The sequence below is a fragment of the Aeromicrobium sp. Root236 genome (genome assembly GCF_001428805.1).
Classification (GTDB): Bacteria; Actinomycetota; Actinomycetes; order Propionibacteriales; family Nocardioidaceae; genus Aeromicrobium.
The window spans coordinates 656959-674968 of sequence record NZ_LMIS01000001.1 but is presented as its reverse complement, the minus strand read 5'-3'; the positions used below and the strand labels follow the sequence as shown (position 1 = coordinate 674968).

Genomic DNA, 18010 nt, shown 5'->3' with positions numbered 1-18010 from the left:
ATGACACGCGAGGGACCTGAGCAGCTGGCTCTGGTTCCTCCTGCCCCCACGGCCCGCACGCGCAAGCCGGCAGCCAAGCCGGTGCTCGAGGCTGCGCCGATCCGCCCGGTCGCCAGGGTCGTGGTCGACAGCGGCCTGGCACACCTCGACCGGCTCTTCGACTATCTCGTGCCGACCACCCTTGACGCCAAGACGGTTGCCGGCTGCCGGGTCAAGGTCCGGTTCGCCGGCCGACTGGTCGACGGATTCGTCGTCGAACGGGTCGAGGCCACCGAGCACGTGGGGCGTCTGGCGTTCCTGGCCAAGGTCGTCTCCCCGGAGCCGGTGCTGCATCCGGAGATCCTGTCGCTCGCGCGGGCGGTTGCCGACCGTTACGCCGGCACGCTCGGCGACGTCCTGCGACTCGCGATCCCGCCGCGGCACGCGCGGGCCGAGTCCGCCCGCGCGGCATCGGTCGGCGGCGCCCTGCCGGTCGGCAGTGCGGCGGGCTGGCAGACGTACGCGCACGGTCTCGGCTTCGTCGCGGCGCTGCGGGCGGGGGAGCGGCCCAGGGCATGGTGGGGCGCGATCCCGGGCCAGGACCCGGCGCAGCTGGTCGCCGAGGCGGTGCTGGCGACGCTCGGCTCGGGGCGCGGGTCGGTCGTGTGCGTCCCGGACGTACGCGACGTCGCCCGTTGGGACGCGGTGTTCACCGAGGTGCTGGGCCAAGGTCGCCACGTGGCGCTCACTGCCGCGCAGGAGCCCGCCGACCGTTACGCGGCGTTCCTCGAGGCATCACGAGGAGATGTCCAGGTCGTGCTCGGCACCCGTGCGGCCGCGTTCGCACCGGTCGCCGATCTCGGCCTGGTCGCGATGTGGGACGACGGCGACGACCTGTTCGCGGAGCCGCGCTCGCCCTATCCGCACGCCCGCGAGGTGCTGCTGCTGCGGGCCACTGCACAGGACAGCGCGCTGTTGATGGGCGGCTACGCCCGCACCGCCGAGGGGCAGTCGCTGGTCGACAGGGGCTGGTGTGCTGAGCTCGTGGCCGATCAACGCGCCCGCCGCAAGGCCTGGCCCCGCATGACGGTCACCGATGGCTCGGTCGCGGGCGGGGCGCCGGTCAGGCTGCCGCAGGAGGCGTTCCGCGCGATCCGCGCCGCTGAGGGGGCCGCGCTGGTCCAGGTGCCGCGACGGGGTTATCGCGAGTCGCTGGCGTGCCAGACGTGTCGCCAGCCGGCGCGTTGCGAAGCCTGTCAGGGCCCGCTGGGACAGCCGTCGGCCTCGGCCCCGATCGCCTGCCGATGGTGCGGCCGTGGCGCCACGCCGTGGACGTGCCCGCACTGCGAGGGCACCGAGCTCCGCTCGCCCGTCGTGGGCGCGCTGCGCACCGCTGAGGAGTTCGCGCGAGCCTTCCCCGATCTCGAGGTCGTGACATCAGGCGGCCAGACGATCCTCGACCGGATCGAGCCCGGACGCCGGCTCGTGCTGGCCACGCCCGGCGCTGAGCCGCACGTCGCAGGCGGCTACGACGTCGTGATCCTGCTCGACACGTGGCTCATGCTGGCGCGCGAGGACGTACGCGTCGAGGAGGAGTCCCACCGGCGCTGGTTCAACGCCCTGGCCCTCGCTGGACCCGGGGCGACGGCGGTCGCCGTGGGCGACGCGCACACGCTGCAGGCGCTCGTACGCGCCGACCCGGCGGGGTTCGCCGCCCGTGAGCTCGCCAGTCGTGCCGAGACGCACCTCCCGCCGACGGCGCGGCTCGCCACTGTCGCGGGGCCCGACGACGTGCTGGCCGACCTGGCCAACCGCATCTGGACACCCAACACCGAGATCCTCGGACCGGTTCCGGTCGACGCGCGGTCGGCCGAGGCGGGGGAGCGGCTGATCCTGCGTGCCCCTCGCCGCGAAGGCGCCGACCTCGCCGCCGCGCTCTCGGCACTGGCCGCTGAGCGCAGCGCAGCGAAGCGGCCTGGACTCCGCATCCAGGTCGACCCGCTGTCGCTCTGACCGCGGCACCAACGCGTGCGGCGCACCCGCCTAGACTCGACGCCGTGAGAGTCGTCTTTGCTGGTACGCCCGAGACCGCCCTCCCGTCCCTCGAGGCGCTCGTCGCCAGCAGGCACGACGTCGCCGCAGTGATCACCCGTCCCGACGCGCCGGCCGGCCGCGGCCGCACCCTGAAGCCCTCGCCGGTCGCCGAGGCCGCCGCCGCTCATGGCATCGAGGTGCTCCGGCCCACGAAGCCCTCGGACCCCGACTTCATGGACCGCCTGCGCACGATCGCACCGGACTGCATCCCGATCGTCGCCTACGGCGCGCTCATCCGCCGCGAGGCGCTCGACATCCCACAGTACGGCTGGATCAACCTGCACTTCTCGGTGCTGCCGGCGTGGCGCGGCGCCGCGCCCGTACAGCGGGCCATCATGGCCGGCGACGAGGTCACCGGCGCGACGGTGTTCAGCCTGGTGGAGGAGCTCGATGCCGGACCCGTGCTCGGCTCCATCACCGAGCGCATCCGTGAGGACGACACGTCCGCAGAGCTCCTCGCGCGGTTGGCCGACTGGGGCAGCAACCTGCTCGTCGACGTCGTCGACCACATCGAGGACGGCGACATCGCCGCAGTGCCGCAGCCCGAGGACAACATCTCGTACGCACCGAAGCTCACGACGGACGAGGCCAGGATCGACTGGCAGCGGCCGGCGTTCGCGATCGATCGCCACATCCGGGGCTGCACTCCCGCTCCCGGCGCCTGGACCCTGCTCGCCGAGGACCGGGTCAAGATCGGGCCGGCGACCATCGCGGAGGACCGCACGTTGGTGCCGGGGCAGCTGTCTATCGGCAAGCAGGAGGTGCGCGTCGGCACGACGACCACGGATCTCGTGCTGGGCGAGGTCCAGGCCTTCGGCAAGAAGCGCATGCGTGCTGCCGACTGGGCCCGCGGCACGTCCTTCCCCGACGGCGCGGCGTTCGCATGACCGACCCGAGCAGGGCGGTCGCATTTCACGTGCTGCGCGCCGTGGCTGAGCGCGATGCGTACGTCAACCTGACCCTCCCGGCGATGCTCGCCGAGCACCAGATCGAGGGGCGCGACGCCGCCTTCGCGACCGAGCTCGTGCACGGCACCGTCCGCAGGCAGGGCACGTACGACGCGATCATCGGGCACGTGGCCAGCAAGGGTCTCGGCTCGATCGACGCCCCGGTGCTGGACGCCTTGCGGCTCGGCGCGCATCAGCTCCTGAGCATGCGGGTGCCCGCGCACGCCGCCGTCTCCGAGACGGTCGACCTCGTACGCCGCGAGATCGGCCACAAGCCCGTGCACTTCGCCAACGCGCTGCTGCGCAAGATCGGCCAGAAGGACCTGAACGGCTGGCTCGAGGTCGTCACGGCCGGGCTCGAGGGCGACGAAGCCCGATCCGTTCGCACCTCGCACCCCGTGTGGATCGTCACGGCGTTGCGCGAGGCGCTCGGTGGCCACGCGGCGCAGATCGACAAGCTGCTCGCCGCCGACAACGCACCCCCGCGAGTAACGCTGGTCGCTCGTCCGGGCCTCTGCGACCCGGAGGCGCTGCCCGGCACACCGGGCAAGCTCTCGCCGTACGCCCGCATCCTCGACGAGGGCGGCGACCCGGGCGCGATCCCGCAGGTGCGCGACGGGCGCGCGGGTGTGCAGGACGAGGGTTCCCAGCTGGTGGCGATCACGCTCGCCGAGGCCCAGGTCGACGGCAACGACACCCGTTGGCTCGACCTCTGCGCCGGGCCGGGCGGCAAGGCGGCGCTCCTCGGCGCACTGGCCAAGCAGCGTGGTGCTCAGCTCGTCGCCAACGAGGTGCTGGAGCACCGCGCGGACCTGGTCCGCCAAGGCGTACGCCTGCTCGACAACGTCGACGTCACGACCGCCGACGGGCGGCACGGCCCATGGGAGCCGGCGACCTTCGACCGGGTGCTGGTCGACGCACCGTGCACGGGTCTCGGAGCGCTGCGCCGCAGGCCGGAGTCGCGCTGGCGCCGGTCCGAGGCCGATCTCGACGACCTCGTGCCGCTCCAGGAAGCCTTGCTCACGCGCGCGCTGGAGCTCGTACGCCCTGGTGGTGTCGTCGTCTACGCGACGTGTTCGCCGCACCTCAGGGAGACGCACGGCGTGGTCGACGCGGTGATGTCCGGGCGCAGCGACGTCGATGTGGAGACCACCCACCAGTGGTGGCCCCACATCGACGGCACCGATGCGATGTTCTGTGCGCTGCTACGCCGGCACTGAGGCCGTCGCGAGCGACCTGCGCGGCGCCCTCATCACCACCATGGCGATGAGGAACGCCACCACCGCGAATCCCATCGAGGTGAGGAACGCGGCTTCGGCTCCGGGGACGACCTGCCCCGGAACAGCGCCTGAGGCGTACACCGACACGATCACCGCAAGGCCGACGGCCCCACCGAGCTGCTGCATCGTCTGGAGCAGGCCTGATGCCGCTCCGGCGTGCTCGGGCTCGACATCCGCCAGGATCGCGACCGTCGTGGGCATGAACGCCAGGCCCGCCGAGGCTCCGCTCAGCAGCATCGGGCCGAGGATCGCCGTGACGTAGTGGCTGCTGGTGCTGATCTGGCTGAGCCACAAGAAGCTGAGGGCCATGCCGACGGTGCCGATCGCGATGAGCCGCTGCGGACCGAATCGGCCCACGAGGCGCGCCGAGATCCGGGAGACCGCGAAGATCGCCAGGGTCAGCGGCAGGAACGCGAATCCCGAGGCGAGCGGGCCGAAGCCCAGCACGCGCTGGTCGTACTGCACCAGCAGGAAGAACATCGGGAACTGCGAGCCGACGAGCAGCGACATCACCACGAGTGCGCCCGCCCGGCGGGGACTGCGCAGCAGGCCGAGCCGCAGCAGAGGGTGCGGAGCGATGCGCTCGGTGCGGATGAACAGTGCCAGCAGCGCGGCGGCGACCGCGAAGCCGCCGATCGTGCCGATGGAGTCCCATCCGTGGTCGGGTGCGTTGATGAAGGCGTAGACCGCGGCGACCGAGCCGAGGGTGGCGGTCGCTGCGCCGACGACGTCGAACCTGCCGGGGCGGCGGGCCGTCTCGTCGACGAACCGACGGACCAGTGCGAGCACCGCGACGCCGATCGGCACGTTGATCATGAGCGTCCAGCGCCAGGAGCCCAAGTCCGTGAGCGCACCTCCGAGGATCAGGCCGATCGAGCCTCCCGCAGAGGAGACTGCGGTGAACAAGGCGAGGGCGCGGTTGCGCGAGGCCGCATCCGGCGTCGACGTCGTGAGCAGCGCCAGCACGCTGGGCGCCGCGACGGCTGCGCCGACACCCTGCAGGACTCGCGAGGTCACGAGGAACTCGGGGTTGGGCGCCAGTGCGCCCGCCAGCGAGGCAAGGGTGAACAGGCCGAGACCGATCTCGAACACCCGGAGGCGTCCGAACACGTCGCCGAGACGGCCGCCGAGAAGCAGCAGGCCACCGAAGGCCAGGGTGTAGCCGTTGAGCACCCACGAGAGGCCGGCGGGCGAGAAGTCGAGGTCGGTCTGGATGCGGGGGAGGGCGACGTTCACGACGGTGACGTCGAGGACGAGCATGAGTTGGGCGATCAGCACGATCGCGATTCCGTACGAGGCCTTGCGGCCGGTGTCCGGGGGAGCGGTGATGGAGGTCATGGCGAGGTTTCCTGTCCCACGAAATGAAGTGACGTACACTGGAACGGAGAAGGGCTCCGGTTCTTCATCAACTATACGGAGAGTGTCTCCGGTTAGCAAGGGAGGCTGGATCGTGGTGCCTGTCACGTCCACCACAGACGCGGTCGACGCAGCGGCCAAGCCGCTGCGCGCGGACGCCCAGCGCAACTACGACAAGCTCGTGGCCGCCGCCCGTGAGGTGTTCGCCGAACGCGGCGCGGAGGGCTCGCTCGACGAGATCGCCAAGCGCGCCGGCGTCGGACCGGGCACGCTCTACCGGCACTTCCCGACGCGCGACGACCTCATCGACGCGCTCATGCGTGACTGGACCGAACGGGTCGCCGCCGACAGCATCTCCGCAGTCGAGGCCGAGGTGCCGGCGCGCGAGACGCTGGAGCGCTGGCTTGCCGACCTCGTCAAGCACATGACGTTGCACCGCGGTGCCGCCGCCAAGCTCAGCGCCGCGATGGACGACCCGTCCTCCCCGATCTATCGCAAGTGCCAGATGCTGGGCGACGCCAACGACCGGGTCATCACCCACCTGGTCGACGCAGGTGCCTTGCGAGACGGCGTGGAGTCGCACCAGGTCATGCGCCTCGTCAGTGGTGTCGCGACCGTCGTGGACCAGGCCGGGCTCGAGCTCGACCAGGCCCTTCCGATGCTCGACATCGTGATCGACGGCATCCTGCGCGACCCCGCCACCGCCTGATCGGCGCGTCGCCCACCACTACGCTGGCCGCATGGGCATCCAGATCACCCCGAGCATGCTGGCGTCGGACTTTGCGAACCTCGAGGGCGAGGCCGCACGCATCTCGAGCGCCGACTGGCTGCACATGGACGTCATGGACAACCATTTCGTCCCCAACCTGACCCTGGGCGCCCCCGTCATCGAGGCGCTGGTCAAGGTGGCCAAGCAGCCGATCGACGCGCACCTGATGATCGAGGATCCCGACCGGTGGGCACCCGCCTACGTCGAGGCCGGCGCGCAGAGCGTCACCTTCCACGTCGAAGCAGCCAAGGCGCCAGTACGCCTGGCCCGTGAGATCCGCGCCAAGGGGGCCCGCGCGTCGATGGCGCTCAAGCCGGCGACGCCGATCGAGCCGTACGAGGACCTGCTCCCTGAGCTGGACATGGTGCTGATCATGACGGTCGAGCCTGGCTTCGGTGGCCAGAAGTTCCTCGACATCTGCCTGCCCAAGATCCAACGGGCCCGCACCCTGATCGACAAGCACGGCGGCGACATCTGGCTCCAGGTCGATGGCGGAGTCTCGCTTGACACGATCGAGCGGTGCGCCGAGGCGGGCGCCGACACGTTCGTCGCGGGCTCGGCGGTCTTCAGCGCTGACGACCCCGACGCGATGGTGGCGGAACTGCGCTCACATGCCGGACGTCACACCCGCTGACTGAGACCCGCGGGCTAGACTTGAGTCAACGAGCAGCAACATCGCTCGCGTGCTCCGGGGTCGGTGTAATTCCGAGCCGGCGGTGACAGTCCGCGACCCGCGGTCACATCATGCGTGATGAGGCAGCGGTTGAGCCGGTGAAATTCCGGCACCGACGGTGAAAGTCCGGATGGGAGGAGCACTGTGTCCCGAGAGGTCGGGACCGTGGTGGGCACTCCCCACGCAACGGTCACGTCGCGAAGGACGCCCAGAGACCCCGGATGCGTGAGCGAACCACTATCCGGAGGAACGCATGGCAACCGACACCGAGATCAGCGCGATGCACCGCGCGCTCGACGCGGCCCGCACGGCCAGACGTACGCTGCCCAATCCACGCGTCGGCTGCGTCCTGCTCGCGCCTGACGGCAGCGAGATCGCCGTGGGCGTCCACAGGGGCGCCGGCACGCCGCACGCCGAGGTCGACGCACTCACCCAGGCCGGTGAAGCCGCTCGTGGCGCGACGGCCGTCGTCACGCTCGAGCCGTGCAACCACACCGGTCGCACCGGACCCTGCGCCGAGGCGCTGATCCAGGCCGGTGTCGCCCGCGTCGTGTTCGGCCAGATCGACCCCGACCGGTCAGCAGCCGGCGGTGCCAAGACGCTGCGCGCAGCCGGCATCGAGGTGGAGCCCGGCGTCATGGCCGAGGAGGCCACCGACCTCAACGTCGAGTGGACGTTCGCGGTGACCTCCGGACGACCGTTCGTGACGTGGAAGTACGCCGCGACGCTCGACGGACTCAGCGCCGCCCCCGACGGCACGAGCAAGTGGATCACCAGCGACGAGGCACGCCGCGACGTGCAGAAGTTCCGCGCCGAGTCCGACGCGATCGTCGCCGGCACCGGCGCGGTCCTCGCCGACGACCCGCGGCTCTCGGTGCGCGACGAGAAGGACATCCCGCTCCCGTACGACCAGCAGCCGCTGCGCGTCGTGGTCGGCGAGACCAAGATCCCCAACTACTACCGGGTGTTCGACCGGGTGGCGCCGACCCTGCTGGTGCAGTCCCGCGATCCCGAGGTCGTGCTGCAGAAGCTCATCGACAACCAGATCCGGCACATCTGGCTCGAGGGCGGGCCGCGCCTCGCCGGAGCGTTCTGGAACGCCGGCGTGATCGACCGCGTCATCGGTTACATCGCACCCGCGATGCTCGGCTCCGGCCGCGCCGCGCTGGAGGGCGAGGCGACGACGCTCGCCGACCTGCGCCCGATCGACCTGCACGACCTGACGATGGTCGGCCCGGACATCCGCATCATCGGCACCCCGGGCCGCATGCAACGAGAGGACTTCGACTGATGTTCACCGGCCTCATCGAGGAGAAGGGCACGATCACCGCGGTCGAGGACCTGGGCGACTCCGTACGCCTGACGGTCCGCGGTCCGCTGGTGGTCTCCGACGCCCAGCACGGCGACTCGATCGCCGTCAGCGGCGTCTGCCTGACCGTCATGGAGCAGGACTCGGACTCGTTCGCGGCCGACGTCATGAAGGAGTCGCTCGACAAGACGTCGCTCGGCGACCTGCGGGTCGGTGACGAGGTCAACCTCGAGCGCGCGACCAGGGCCGGGGCGCGGCTCGGCGGCCACATCGTGCAGGGGCATGTCGACGGCACCGGCCGGATCCTCGACCGCACGCCGAGCGAGCACTGGGAGGTCGTCCGCATCGCACTGCCGGCCGAGCTGGCCCGGTACCTCGTCGACAAGGGCTCCGTCACGGTCGACGGCACGTCGCTCACGGTCGTCGAGGTCGTGGACGGCGACGAGCCGTGGTTCTCGGTGTCGCTCATCCCGACGACGCTGGCCGAGACGACGCTCGGCACCAAGGGCCCGGGGGACCGGGTCAACCTCGAGGTGGACATCCTCGCCAAGTACGTCGAGCGCCTCCTGGGCGCTCGAGCAGAAGGAGCATCAGCATGACCGAGCACGAATCGGTGAGGCTCGACAGCATCGAGCGGGCGATCGAGGACTTCCGCCAGGGCAAGGCGATCGTGGTCGTCGACGACGAGGACCGCGAGAACGAGGGCGACATCATCTTCGCCGCGAGCAAGGCGACGCCTGAGCTCATGGCATTCCTGGTCCGCTACTCCAGCGGTCTGGTGTGCGCGCCGATCACCGGCGAGATCCTCGACCGCCTCGCGATCCCGCTCATGACGCCGCACAACCGCGAGAAGATGCGCACGGCGTACACGATCTCGATCGACGCCCGCGACGGCATCACGACCGGCATCTCGGCCGCGGACCGCGCGCGTACGTGCCGGGTGCTCGCGGACTCGGCGACCGAGCCGTTCGAGCTCAACCAGCCGGGCCACATCATCCCGCTCCGCGCCAAGCCCGGGGGAGTGCTGGAGCGCGCGGGCCACACCGAGGCCGCGGTCGACTTCGCCCGCCTGGCCGGACTGACCCCCGCGGGCGTCATCGGCGAGGTGCTCAACGACGACGGCACGCTGATGCGCGCCCCGGAGCTGCGTGAGTTCGCCGACGAGCACGGCATCGCCCTGGTCTCGATCGAGGACCTGCAGGTCTACCGCCGGCTCCACGAGTCGCAGGTCGAGCGGCTCGCGACGACGCGGCTGCCCACCGAGTTCGGCACGTTCACGGCGCACGGCTACCGCGACATGATCGAGGGCTCGGAGCACATCGCGCTGGTCTACGGCGACCCCGGCACCGAGGACGTCCTGACCCGCATCCACTCCGAGTGCCTGACCGGCGACGTCTTCGGATCGCGCCGGTGCGACTGCGGGCCTCAGCTCGAGCTCTCGATGACCGAGATCACGACCGCTGGGGCAGGCATCGTGGTCTACCTCCGTGGCCACGAGGGTCGCGGCATCGGACTGCTGCACAAGCTGCAGGCGTACGCGCTGCAGGACGCCGGCACCGACACGGTCGACGCCAACCTGCAGCTGGGCTTCGGCGAGGACGAGCGTGACTACGCCGCCGGTGCGCAGATCCTCCGCGACCTCGGCGTCACGTCGGCACGATTGCTGACCAACAACCCCGACAAGACGATCGCCCTCGAGGCGTACGGGGTCAAGATCAGCGAACGGCTGCCCCTGCGCATCGCGCCCAACGAGGACAGCCTGCGCTACCTGCAGACCAAGGCCGAGCGCATGGGCCACGACCTCCCCGGACTAGGAGAGCTGGCATGAGTGGAGCTGGAGCACCCACGATCTTCGTCGACGGCACGGGCGCACGCGTCGCGATCGTCGCGTCACGCTGGCACACCGAGGTCATGGACGGCCTGATCGCCGGCGCCGAGCGCGCCCTCGCCGACGCCAAGGTCGAGGACGTCACGCTCGTACGAGCCCCGGGATCCTTCGAGCTGCCGATCCTCTGCCAGGCGTACGCCCGCGAGGGCTACGACGCGGTCATCGCCCTCGGCGTGATCATCCGCGGCGGCACCCCGCACTTCGAGTACGTCTCGGCGGCTGCGACCGACGGGCTCAACCGGGTCGCCCTCGACACCGGCGTCCCGATCGGCTTCGGGCTGCTGACCTGTGACGACGAGGCGCAGGCGCTCGATCGTGCGGGTCTGCCCGAGAGCCGTGAGGACAAGGGACGCGAGGCTGTCGAGGCTGCATTGTCCGCCTGGAACGTCCTGCGCACGCTCGGCACCCAGGCGTGACGAACGCCGCCGGTCGGCGGGCGAGCGTGCGCCCGAGCGACGCGATCATCGCCGCCGTCTGGTTCCTCGTCGTCGACCTGGTCGCTGCCCCGCCGTTGACGAGGTGGATCAACGGCGACCCCCCGCAGGTCAGGATCGACCCCGACGAGATCGGCATCGCCGCTTTGGTCCCACACCGCGCCATCCCTGTCCGGGTGCTCGACGGCACTGGGAGCGACCACGCGATCCTGTTCATCCCCGTTGCGGTCTCGATCATCCTGATCACGGTCGGTGCGGTCCTCGTGGCGTTGTTCGCGAGGACCCTCGCGGATGGCAACCTTGCGTCGAGACGCGCACGACGCATTGGCTGGTGGCTCAGCGGGCTGCTCTGCACCGCTGCGTTGGGACTGCCCGTCGTCCGAGGAATCGCCGGTGACCAGGTCAGCGAGTTCGGGTTCGTCTACGAGCCCGACCTCCGTCTGCTGGTGGCCGGGCTCCTGGTCGGCGCATGCGCCGTCGCGCTCCGGCGGGCCGATGGTCCACCGCCAGCACCGCCCGTCACCCCGAGCTAGCACGCGCCGATAGACTGCTCCGCGATGAAGACCTTCGATGAACTCTTCGCCGAGCTGTCCGACAAGGCAGCCACGCGCCCCGAGGGCTCGCGCACCGTCGCCGAGCTCGACGCCGGCGTGCACGCGATCGGCAAGAAGCTCGTCGAGGAAGCGGCCGAGTCGTGGATGGCAGCGGAGCACGAAGGTGCCGAGCGCGCCGCCGAGGAGCTCAGCCAGCTGCTCTACCACGCCCAGGTCATGATGATCGCCCGCGGCATCACGCTCGACGACGTCTACGCGCATCTGTGACGGATCGGCCCTTCGGCGCCTTTCCGTGCCTCCGACCCTCGCCGTCACAGAACTCCTGAGAAGAGAAGTCCATGCTCAAGATCGCCGTACCCAACAAGGGCGCCCTCGCCGAGTCCGCCGCACAGATGCTCACCGAGGCCGGCTACCACCAACGCCGCAACACCAAGGACCTCGTCACGCTCGACCCCGACAACGACGTCGAGTTCTTCTACCTCCGTCCCCGCGACATCGCGATCTACGTGGGGGAGGGCACGCTCGACGTCGGCATCACCGGCCGTGACCTGTTGCTCGACTCCGGTGCCAAGGCGGCGGAGAACATCTCGCTCGGCTTCGGCGCCTCGACGTTCCGTTTCGCCGCGCCGATCGGTGCGATGTCGGCCGTCGCCGACCTCGATGGCTCGCGGATCGCGACGTCCTATCCCGGCATCGTGCAGGCCTATCTCGCCGAGCGCGGCGTCAGCGCCGATGTCGTACGTCTTGACGGCGCGGTCGAGTCCTCCGTACGTCTCGGCGTCGCCGACGCGATCGCCGACGTCGTCGAGACCGGCAGCACGCTGAAGCAGGCCGACCTCGAGGTGTTCGGCGAGCCCATCCTGTCGTCCGAGGCGGTGCTGATCACCCGTCAGGACGCGCCGGAGCCGGACGGCTTCGCGGTCTTCAAGCGCCGCATCGACAGCGTCCTGGTCGCCCGGACCTACATCATGATGGACTACGACATCCGGGTCGACCAGGTCGATCGTGCTGTCGAGCTGACGCCCGGCATCGAGTCGCCGACCGTCTCGCCTCTTCATCGCGAAGGGTGGGTCGCGGTGCGCTCGATGGTGCCGCGCGACGCCGCCCAGAAGGTCATGGACTCGCTCTACGAGATCGGCGCCCGCGGGATCCTCGTGACGGACATCCTGGCGTGCCGGATCTGAGGACGTTCCGCCCCGGCGGTGCCCGCGTCGTCGCGTACGGCGTGGGCGTCATCATGCTCGTGATCACCGTCGTGATCGGTCTGGCGCTGCCCGACGACATCTACTTCACGGTCGCCGAGGACATCACGCTGTGGCTCATCATCATCGCCGTGCTGGCGCTGCTGCACGGCATCGGGCGCAGCTACGTCCGCGCCGATGACGACGGCGTCGAGGTGCTCAACGGCTATCGCCGGCACCGCGTCCCGTGGTCGGACATCCAGGGCTTCGCGATGGGCACCGGCGCACCGTGGCCGACGCTCGTGACCAAGGACGACGAGCGGGTCATGCTGTTCGCCATCCAGGGCTCCGACGGCGCGTACGCCCGCGAGGCCGTGGCCTACCTTCGCAGCCGGGTGCCGTCGTGAGCCACGACCGTACGCTCGCGAGTCCGCAGTTCCCCGGCGACGACGGATCCGTCGACCCGTTGCTGGCACAGGCGTTCGGCGACGACCTCGCGGTGCTCGCTGCGCTGGCCGACGCACGGGTTTTCGTACCGATCGTCGCGCTGCTGGGCGAGGTGCCGGCCGAGGGTGACAAGAACGCCGACATGGCGGCAGTCCTCATGACGGGCGCCGATGGCCGGCAGGCGCTGCTGGCGTTCAGCAGCGTGGCGTCGATGGCCGTGTGGGACCCCAACGCCCGACCGGTGCCGATCCTCGGCCGCGATGCCGCCCGGGCGACGCTCGACGAGGGCGCGACGGCGATCCTGCTCGACCTCGGCAACCCGACCTTCACCGTCGTCGAGACCGATGACGTCGGGCACCTCGCCGCCGGCCACCGGCTCGTGCAGAGCGACGCCGGCCCCGCCTGGCTCGCCTGACGCCCCGAGAGGTGGCCTCAGAACCACCTGGTCAGCCTCGTCCCGCGTGGATCTGCGGCCAGATCTCGGGGGTCAGCCGGTCGCGATGGAGCGTACGGCTGACAGCGGCACGGTGATGTGGACGTTGCCGTCGTGCCGCTCGACCCGGGCGACGAACCCGGCGTTGCCGACCGTGCGAAGGAGCTTGTCGTTCGAGCCCTCCGTGATGAACGTGAGGCGGGGCGCGCCGTGAGACTTGGCCCGGCCGGCGGCCTGCTTGACCAGCATCGTGCCGAGTCCCTGGCCCTGCCACGCGTCCTCGACGAGCAGCTGGAACGTCCACACCGTGTCGAGCGCCTCGAGCACGCCGTGGCCGACGACGTCGAGACCGACCTGCACGACGAGCGCGACACCCGACTCCGGCGAGACCAGGCGCCGGGCCATGCGGGTCGTCATCGGCATGCGCAGCGGCACCTGGTAGCGGTTGTAGAGCGTCTCGATGCTGCAGCGTGAGTGCAGGGCCGCGACCGCCTCGATGTCGGCGAGCGTCGCCTCGCGCACCATCGGCACCTGCTGCCGGGGGGACGGGGAGACCAGGGGAGCGGCATACGCGGAGTCGCTGACGAGCGACAACAAGGCCTGGGCGCGGGCCCGCTCGACCGAGGTGAACGGGATCGCCCGGCTGATGCGCAGCACGGTTCCGTTGCTGCGGGTCAGGTCGAGCACGTCATGGCCTCGGTAGTCGGCGACGTCGGGCGGCTCGGTCTCGAGCAGCTCGCGCAGCACCTCCTCGGCGTCCCGCCCCTCCTCGAGGACCTGGTGCACGCCGCGGAGATAGCGCGTCGGCGCATCGATCAACGAGTCGTCGCTGACGCGCGTGGCGGACACCTGGGCGCCGCCGGCCTCCTCGAACAGCTCCGCGAGCTGGACGTCCCCCCAGCCCTCGGGGGCACTGACGATGAACTCGTCGGTGACCCGCGGACTCGTCGGGAACACCTGCATCCCGAGGATGTTGACGCCGGACCTCCCGCAGGCCAGAGCGATCTCCGCCAGGATCCCCGGGCGGTCGGCAAGCGTCGTACGGATGCGCCACAGCATGGTGCCAGCGTGACCCCGGAAGTTTTCCACACCGCGTCGTGCATGTTTCGGGCAGGGAAAGTCCGGATTTTGTGGATAAACACGCTCGCTGATAGCCTTGAGGGCGAAGTGGAGGTCCACCTCCCACCTGCTTGGTCCTTGACCTTGGGGTTACGCCGGTTCACCGAGCTCGACGAACCGGCCGACGGCGTCATTCCTGCGGGAATACGCCACTGGTGGCTTCCGTTTTGTACGGGGGCCATTTTTTCTTGGCCTCCCACACGATCTCAGGAGGATCCATCACCACAGAGCTGCGCGTCAACGACCGAATCCGTGTTCCCGAAGTACGCCTCGTCGGTCCTGGCGGTGAACAGGTGGGCATCGTCCGTATTGAGGATGCCCTGCGACTGGCAGCGGAAGCTGATCTCGATCTTGTCGAGGTGGCTCCGACCGCTCGCCCGCCCGTCTGCCGTCTCATGGACTACGGCAAGTTCAAGTACGAGACCGCCCAGAAGGCACGCGAGTCACGCCGCAACCAGACCAACACCATCATCAAAGAGATGAAGTTGCGTCCGAAGATCGACCAGCACGACTACGACACCAAAAAGGGTCACGTCGTCCGATTCCTCAAGGCTGGCGACAAGGTCAAGATCACCATCATGTTCCGTGGACGCGAGCAGCACCGCCCCGAGCTGGGCTACCGGCTGCTCCAGCGTCTCGCCGCTGACGTCGAGGACCTCGGTTTCATCGAGTCCAACGCCCGTCAGGACGGCCGCAACATGACGATGGTGCTCGGCCCGCACAAGAAGAAGTCCGAAGCCCAGGCCGAGGTCAAGGCCGAGAAGGTCAAGACCACGGCAGCCAAGGCCGCTGAGAAGGACGCCGAGGCCGCCGAGGTCAAGGCCCACCGCGAAGCCGCCCAGAAGATCGCAACACCCAAGAAGCCACGTCGGCGTTCTGAGAACCTCGACCCAGACATGGAGGCATAAATGCCGAAGTTCAAGCCCCACTCGGGGATGAAGAAGCGCGTCAAGGTCACGGGCAGCGGCAAGCTGCGTCGCGAGCAGACCAACCGCCGCCACCTGCTCGAGGTCAAGTCCTCCTCGCGCAAGCGCCGTCTCGAAGGTACGACCGACGTCGCCAAGGCTGACGTCAAGCGCGTGAAGAAGATGCTCGGTCTCTGACCGCGCCCCCCGACATACCGAAAAACTTGAAGGAGAACTGAGATGGCACGCGTCAAGCGCTCTGTCAACGCACAGAAGAAGCGCCGCCAGACACTGGAGCGCGCTGCGGGCTACCGCGGTCAGCGTTCGCGGCTCTACCGCAAGGCCAAGGAGCAGGTCACCCACTCCCTGGTCTACAGCTACCGTGACCGCAAGGCCAAGAAGGGCGACTTCCGTCGTCTGTGGATCCAGCGCATCAACGCTGCCGTCCGCGCCGAGGGCATGACCTACAACCGCTTCATCCAGGGCCTCAAGGCCGCGGGTGTCGAGGTCGACCGCAAGATCCTCGCCGAGCTCGCGGTTCACGAGCCGGCGGCGTTCTCGGCGCTCGTCCAGACCGCGAAGGACAACCTTCCGGCTGACGTCAACGCACCCAAGGACGGCGCCGCGGCCTGACCGCGACACCGCCCGAGCTGAAATTCACGTAGTGGCGAGTACGCCCGGTGAGCTCACCGTCCGCTCAGGACGTGTGAAGCACACCCGGCGGCTCGCCACTCGTGCGTTCCGGGCCGAGACCGGCGAGTTCCTCGCCGAGGGCCCCCAGGCCGTACGCGAGGCGCTGACGGTGCCGGACGCGACCGTCGAGGTGTTCGCGACCGAGGGGGCCACCGCGCAGCACGTCGACCTCGTCGATGCCGCCGACGCTGCGGAGGTGCCGTGGCACGTCGTGACCGACGACGTCGTCGAGTCGATCGCCGACACCGTGCAGCCTCAGGGGGTCGTCGCCCGCTGCCGGATCCCCGGGGCCTCTCTCGACGCTCTGCTCGCGGCCGATCCGACGTTCCTCGTGGTCTGCGCCGATATCCGCGACCCCGGCAACGCCGGCGCGGTCATCAGGTGCGCCGACGCCGCCGGTGCGCAGGGCGTGGTGTTCGTCGGCGACAGCGTCGATCCCTACAACCCCAAGTCCGTACGCGCGACAGTCGGCAGCGTCTTCCACCTCCCGGTCGTGACGGAGCGTGACACCGCCGCGACGCTGGCGCGGTTGCAGGATCTCGGCCTGCAGGTGCTGGCCGCCGACGGCGGGGGAGACGTGACCCTCTTCGACGACGACCTCGACCTCGCCCGGCCCACTGCCTGGCTGATGGGCAACGAGGCATGGGGCCTGCCGGCGGCGACCCGGGACCTCGCGGACCTCGTCGTCTCGGTGCCGATCTACGGGCGGGCCGAGAGCCTCAACCTCGCGACGGCGGCCGCGGTCTGCCTCTACGCCTCGGCGCGGGCGCGCTCGACTGGTTGAAAGTCGTCGGGTTGAGTCGTCCGAAGTAGTCCGTTGGTACTACATTCAGGCCTCATGGACTTCGACGACTTCCCGGACGGCGTGATCATCGCCGGCCCGGACGGCCGGGTCCAGTACGTCAACGAACGCATTCGCGTGATGGCGCGCGCCGAGGGCGACGAGATGCTCGGGATGCACCTCAGCGAGGCCGTGCCGTTCGACGACCTCAACGGCAACTCCTGGTACGACACGACCAGGCCCTACGACGGCATCGCCACGCGCAAGCGCATCTCGGAGCAGGCGTGGTGGTCGCCCAAGGGCAGCGAGTACCTCATCACGGCGTCGCTCGTCCGCGAGCGCCCGGCGGGTCCGGTCAGCCGTGTCGTCGTGAGCGTCCGCAACGCCCGGATCCGCAACCAGCGCGACCGCGAGCGCTCCGACCTCGTCGCGACGGTGGCGCACGAGCTCCGCTCGCCGCTGACCGGCATCAAGGGCTTCACCTCGACGCTGCTCACCAAGTGGGACAAGTTCTCCGAGGAGCAGCGCCAGTTCATGCTCGAGACGGTCGATGCCGACGCCGACCGGCTCAGCCGTCTGATCACCGAGTTGCTCGACGCGGCCCGCATCGACGCCGGCCGACTGACGCTCAAGCGCGGACCCGTCAAGCTCGACGAGATCGTCCGTCACGTCCTGACGAACGTGTCCGGCGGCGCGGCCGAGCCCTTCGAGATCTGCATCGGCGACGACCTCGAGCTGATCTGGGGCGACAGCGACCGCATCATGCAGGTCGTCACCAACCTTGTCGAGAACGCGATGCGCCACGGGTTCGGGCTCAGGGAGCTCGCCGTGCAGAACGCGGCCGGAGCTGACGGCGAGGGTGGCGTCTCGGTCGAGGTGCACGACAACGGCCCCGGAATCCCCGAGGAGATGCGCCAGCGCGTCTTCAGCCGGTTCTGGCGCGCCGGGCCGGGCGCCGGCAGCGGCCTGGGCATGTACATCGTGCGCGGCATCGTCGAGGAGCACGGCGGCAAGATCGACATCCGCGAAGCGGAGGGCGGCGGCGCGCTGATCAGCGTCTGGTTCCCGATCAACGAGCCCGACACGATGACCGACTGATCAGCACCCTTCACTAGACTGGCCTCTGGTCCCGACGAGTCCGGGACCGCTCCGTCGAAAGTCAGGTCTG

Annotated in this window: 21 protein-coding genes and 1 riboswitch; of the genes, 19 read left to right on the top strand and 2 right to left on the bottom strand. The window is 69.9% G+C overall.

What is annotated here, in order from left to right; genetic code table 11:
- The 3 genes from ASE12_RS03465 to ASE12_RS03455 are packed head-to-tail and all read left to right on the top strand — an operon-like array spanning nt 1 to nt 4240.
- Nucleotides 1-1992, top strand: a complete 1992-nt coding sequence (locus ASE12_RS03465; RefSeq protein WP_162255529.1) for a primosomal protein N' — start codon at nt 1-3, stop codon at nt 1990-1992.
- Between the two features lie 44 nt (nt 1993-2036).
- Complete coding sequence (fmt, locus tag ASE12_RS03460; protein WP_056396984.1) at nt 2037-2960, top strand: methionyl-tRNA formyltransferase; 924 nt, start codon at nt 2037-2039, stop codon at nt 2958-2960.
- Nucleotides 2957-4240, top strand: a complete 1284-nt coding sequence (locus ASE12_RS03455; RefSeq protein ID WP_056396981.1) for an RsmB/NOP family class I SAM-dependent RNA methyltransferase — start codon at nt 2957-2959, stop codon at nt 4238-4240. The genes fmt and ASE12_RS03455 overlap by 4 nt, the downstream gene beginning before the upstream one ends.
- Here the strand turns inward: ASE12_RS03455 and ASE12_RS03450 are convergent.
- Nucleotides 4226-5638: an MFS transporter gene (locus tag ASE12_RS03450; protein WP_056396978.1), complete on the bottom strand. Its 1413-nt coding sequence runs from the start codon at nt 5636-5638 to the stop codon at nt 4226-4228. The genes ASE12_RS03455 and ASE12_RS03450 overlap by 15 nt on opposite strands.
- A gap of 115 nt (nt 5639-5753) precedes the next feature.
- On the opposite strand from ASE12_RS03450, the gene ASE12_RS03445 reads away from it, so the two are divergent.
- The 11 genes from ASE12_RS03445 (at nt 5754) to ASE12_RS03395 (ending at nt 13326) form a co-directional block, all read left to right on the top strand.
- The gene (locus ASE12_RS03445; RefSeq protein WP_235508835.1) at nt 5754-6365 is read left to right on the top strand and encodes a TetR/AcrR family transcriptional regulator; all 612 of its coding nucleotides are present in this window, start codon (nt 5754-5756) and stop codon (nt 6363-6365) included.
- Between the two features lie 31 nt (nt 6366-6396).
- A complete protein-coding gene (gene rpe / locus ASE12_RS03440; protein WP_056396975.1) occupies nt 6397-7059 on the top strand; it encodes a ribulose-phosphate 3-epimerase in 663 nt (220 codons plus the stop codon).
- 46 nt (nt 7060-7105) lie between these two features.
- Nucleotides 7106-7244: riboswitch (FMN riboswitch) on the top strand.
- 107 nt (nt 7245-7351) lie between these two features.
- Nucleotides 7352-8389 carry a bifunctional diaminohydroxyphosphoribosylaminopyrimidine deaminase/5-amino-6-(5-phosphoribosylamino)uracil reductase RibD gene (gene ribD / locus ASE12_RS03435; protein ID WP_056396972.1) on the top strand — a complete coding sequence of 346 codons (1038 nt, stop codon included), beginning with the start codon at nt 7352-7354 and terminating at the stop codon, nt 8387-8389.
- On the top strand, nt 8389-9006 hold the full coding sequence (locus ASE12_RS03430) for a riboflavin synthase (protein ID WP_056396969.1): 618 nt from the start codon (nt 8389-8391) through the stop codon (nt 9004-9006). The genes ribD and ASE12_RS03430 overlap by 1 nt, the downstream gene beginning before the upstream one ends.
- Nucleotides 9003-10235, top strand: coding sequence for a bifunctional 3,4-dihydroxy-2-butanone-4-phosphate synthase/GTP cyclohydrolase II (locus ASE12_RS03425; RefSeq protein ID WP_056396968.1), 1233 nt, complete (start codon nt 9003-9005; stop codon nt 10233-10235). Before ASE12_RS03430 ends, ASE12_RS03425 begins: the two co-directional genes overlap by 4 nt.
- Nucleotides 10232-10711, top strand: a complete 480-nt coding sequence (ribH, locus tag ASE12_RS03420) for a 6,7-dimethyl-8-ribityllumazine synthase (protein ID WP_056396965.1) — start codon at nt 10232-10234, stop codon at nt 10709-10711. The genes ASE12_RS03425 and ribH overlap by 4 nt, the downstream gene beginning before the upstream one ends.
- Nucleotides 10708-11262 (top strand): hypothetical protein, encoded by a 555-nt coding sequence (locus ASE12_RS03415; RefSeq protein ID WP_056396962.1) that lies wholly within the window; start codon nt 10708-10710, stop codon nt 11260-11262. The genes ribH and ASE12_RS03415 overlap by 4 nt, the downstream gene beginning before the upstream one ends.
- A gap of 24 nt (nt 11263-11286) precedes the next feature.
- Nucleotides 11287-11550, top strand: a complete 264-nt coding sequence (locus tag ASE12_RS03410) for a phosphoribosyl-ATP diphosphatase (protein WP_056396960.1) — start codon at nt 11287-11289, stop codon at nt 11548-11550.
- A gap of 71 nt (nt 11551-11621) precedes the next feature.
- On the top strand, nt 11622-12467 hold the full coding sequence (hisG, locus tag ASE12_RS03405) for an ATP phosphoribosyltransferase (RefSeq protein WP_056396958.1): 846 nt from the start codon (nt 11622-11624) through the stop codon (nt 12465-12467).
- Nucleotides 12455-12871, top strand: coding sequence for a PH domain-containing protein (locus ASE12_RS03400; protein WP_056396955.1), 417 nt, complete (start codon nt 12455-12457; stop codon nt 12869-12871). Before hisG ends, ASE12_RS03400 begins: the two co-directional genes overlap by 13 nt.
- Nucleotides 12868-13326: an SseB family protein gene (locus tag ASE12_RS03395; protein WP_056396952.1), complete on the top strand. Its 459-nt coding sequence runs from the start codon at nt 12868-12870 to the stop codon at nt 13324-13326. Before ASE12_RS03400 ends, ASE12_RS03395 begins: the two co-directional genes overlap by 4 nt.
- Before the next feature lie 72 nt (nt 13327-13398).
- Here ASE12_RS03395 and ASE12_RS03390 read toward each other — a convergent pair whose 3' ends face one another.
- Nucleotides 13399-14403, bottom strand: coding sequence for a GNAT family N-acetyltransferase (locus ASE12_RS03390; RefSeq protein WP_056396949.1), 1005 nt, complete (start codon nt 14401-14403; stop codon nt 13399-13401).
- A gap of 215 nt (nt 14404-14618) precedes the next feature.
- Between ASE12_RS03390 and infC the strand changes: the two genes are divergently transcribed.
- The 5 genes from infC (at nt 14619) to ASE12_RS03365 (ending at nt 17940) form a co-directional block, all read left to right on the top strand.
- Nucleotides 14619-15371, top strand: a complete 753-nt coding sequence (gene infC / locus ASE12_RS03385) for a translation initiation factor IF-3 (RefSeq protein WP_235508959.1) — start codon at nt 14619-14621, stop codon at nt 15369-15371.
- A complete protein-coding gene (gene rpmI / locus ASE12_RS03380; RefSeq protein ID WP_056396946.1) occupies nt 15372-15566 on the top strand; it encodes a 50S ribosomal protein L35 in 195 nt (64 codons plus the stop codon). It abuts the gene before it with no gap.
- Nucleotides 15567-15608: 42 nt separating this feature from the next.
- Nucleotides 15609-16001: a 50S ribosomal protein L20 gene (gene rplT, locus ASE12_RS03375; RefSeq protein ID WP_056214223.1), complete on the top strand. Its 393-nt coding sequence runs from the start codon at nt 15609-15611 to the stop codon at nt 15999-16001.
- 73 nt (nt 16002-16074) lie between these two features.
- Nucleotides 16075-16845: an RNA methyltransferase gene (locus ASE12_RS03370; RefSeq protein ID WP_235508834.1), complete on the top strand. Its 771-nt coding sequence runs from the start codon at nt 16075-16077 to the stop codon at nt 16843-16845.
- 54 nt (nt 16846-16899) lie between these two features.
- Nucleotides 16900-17940 (top strand): ATP-binding protein, encoded by a 1041-nt coding sequence (locus ASE12_RS03365; protein WP_056396941.1) that lies wholly within the window; start codon nt 16900-16902, stop codon nt 17938-17940.
- The last annotated feature ends 70 nt before the right edge of the window (nt 17941-18010 follow it).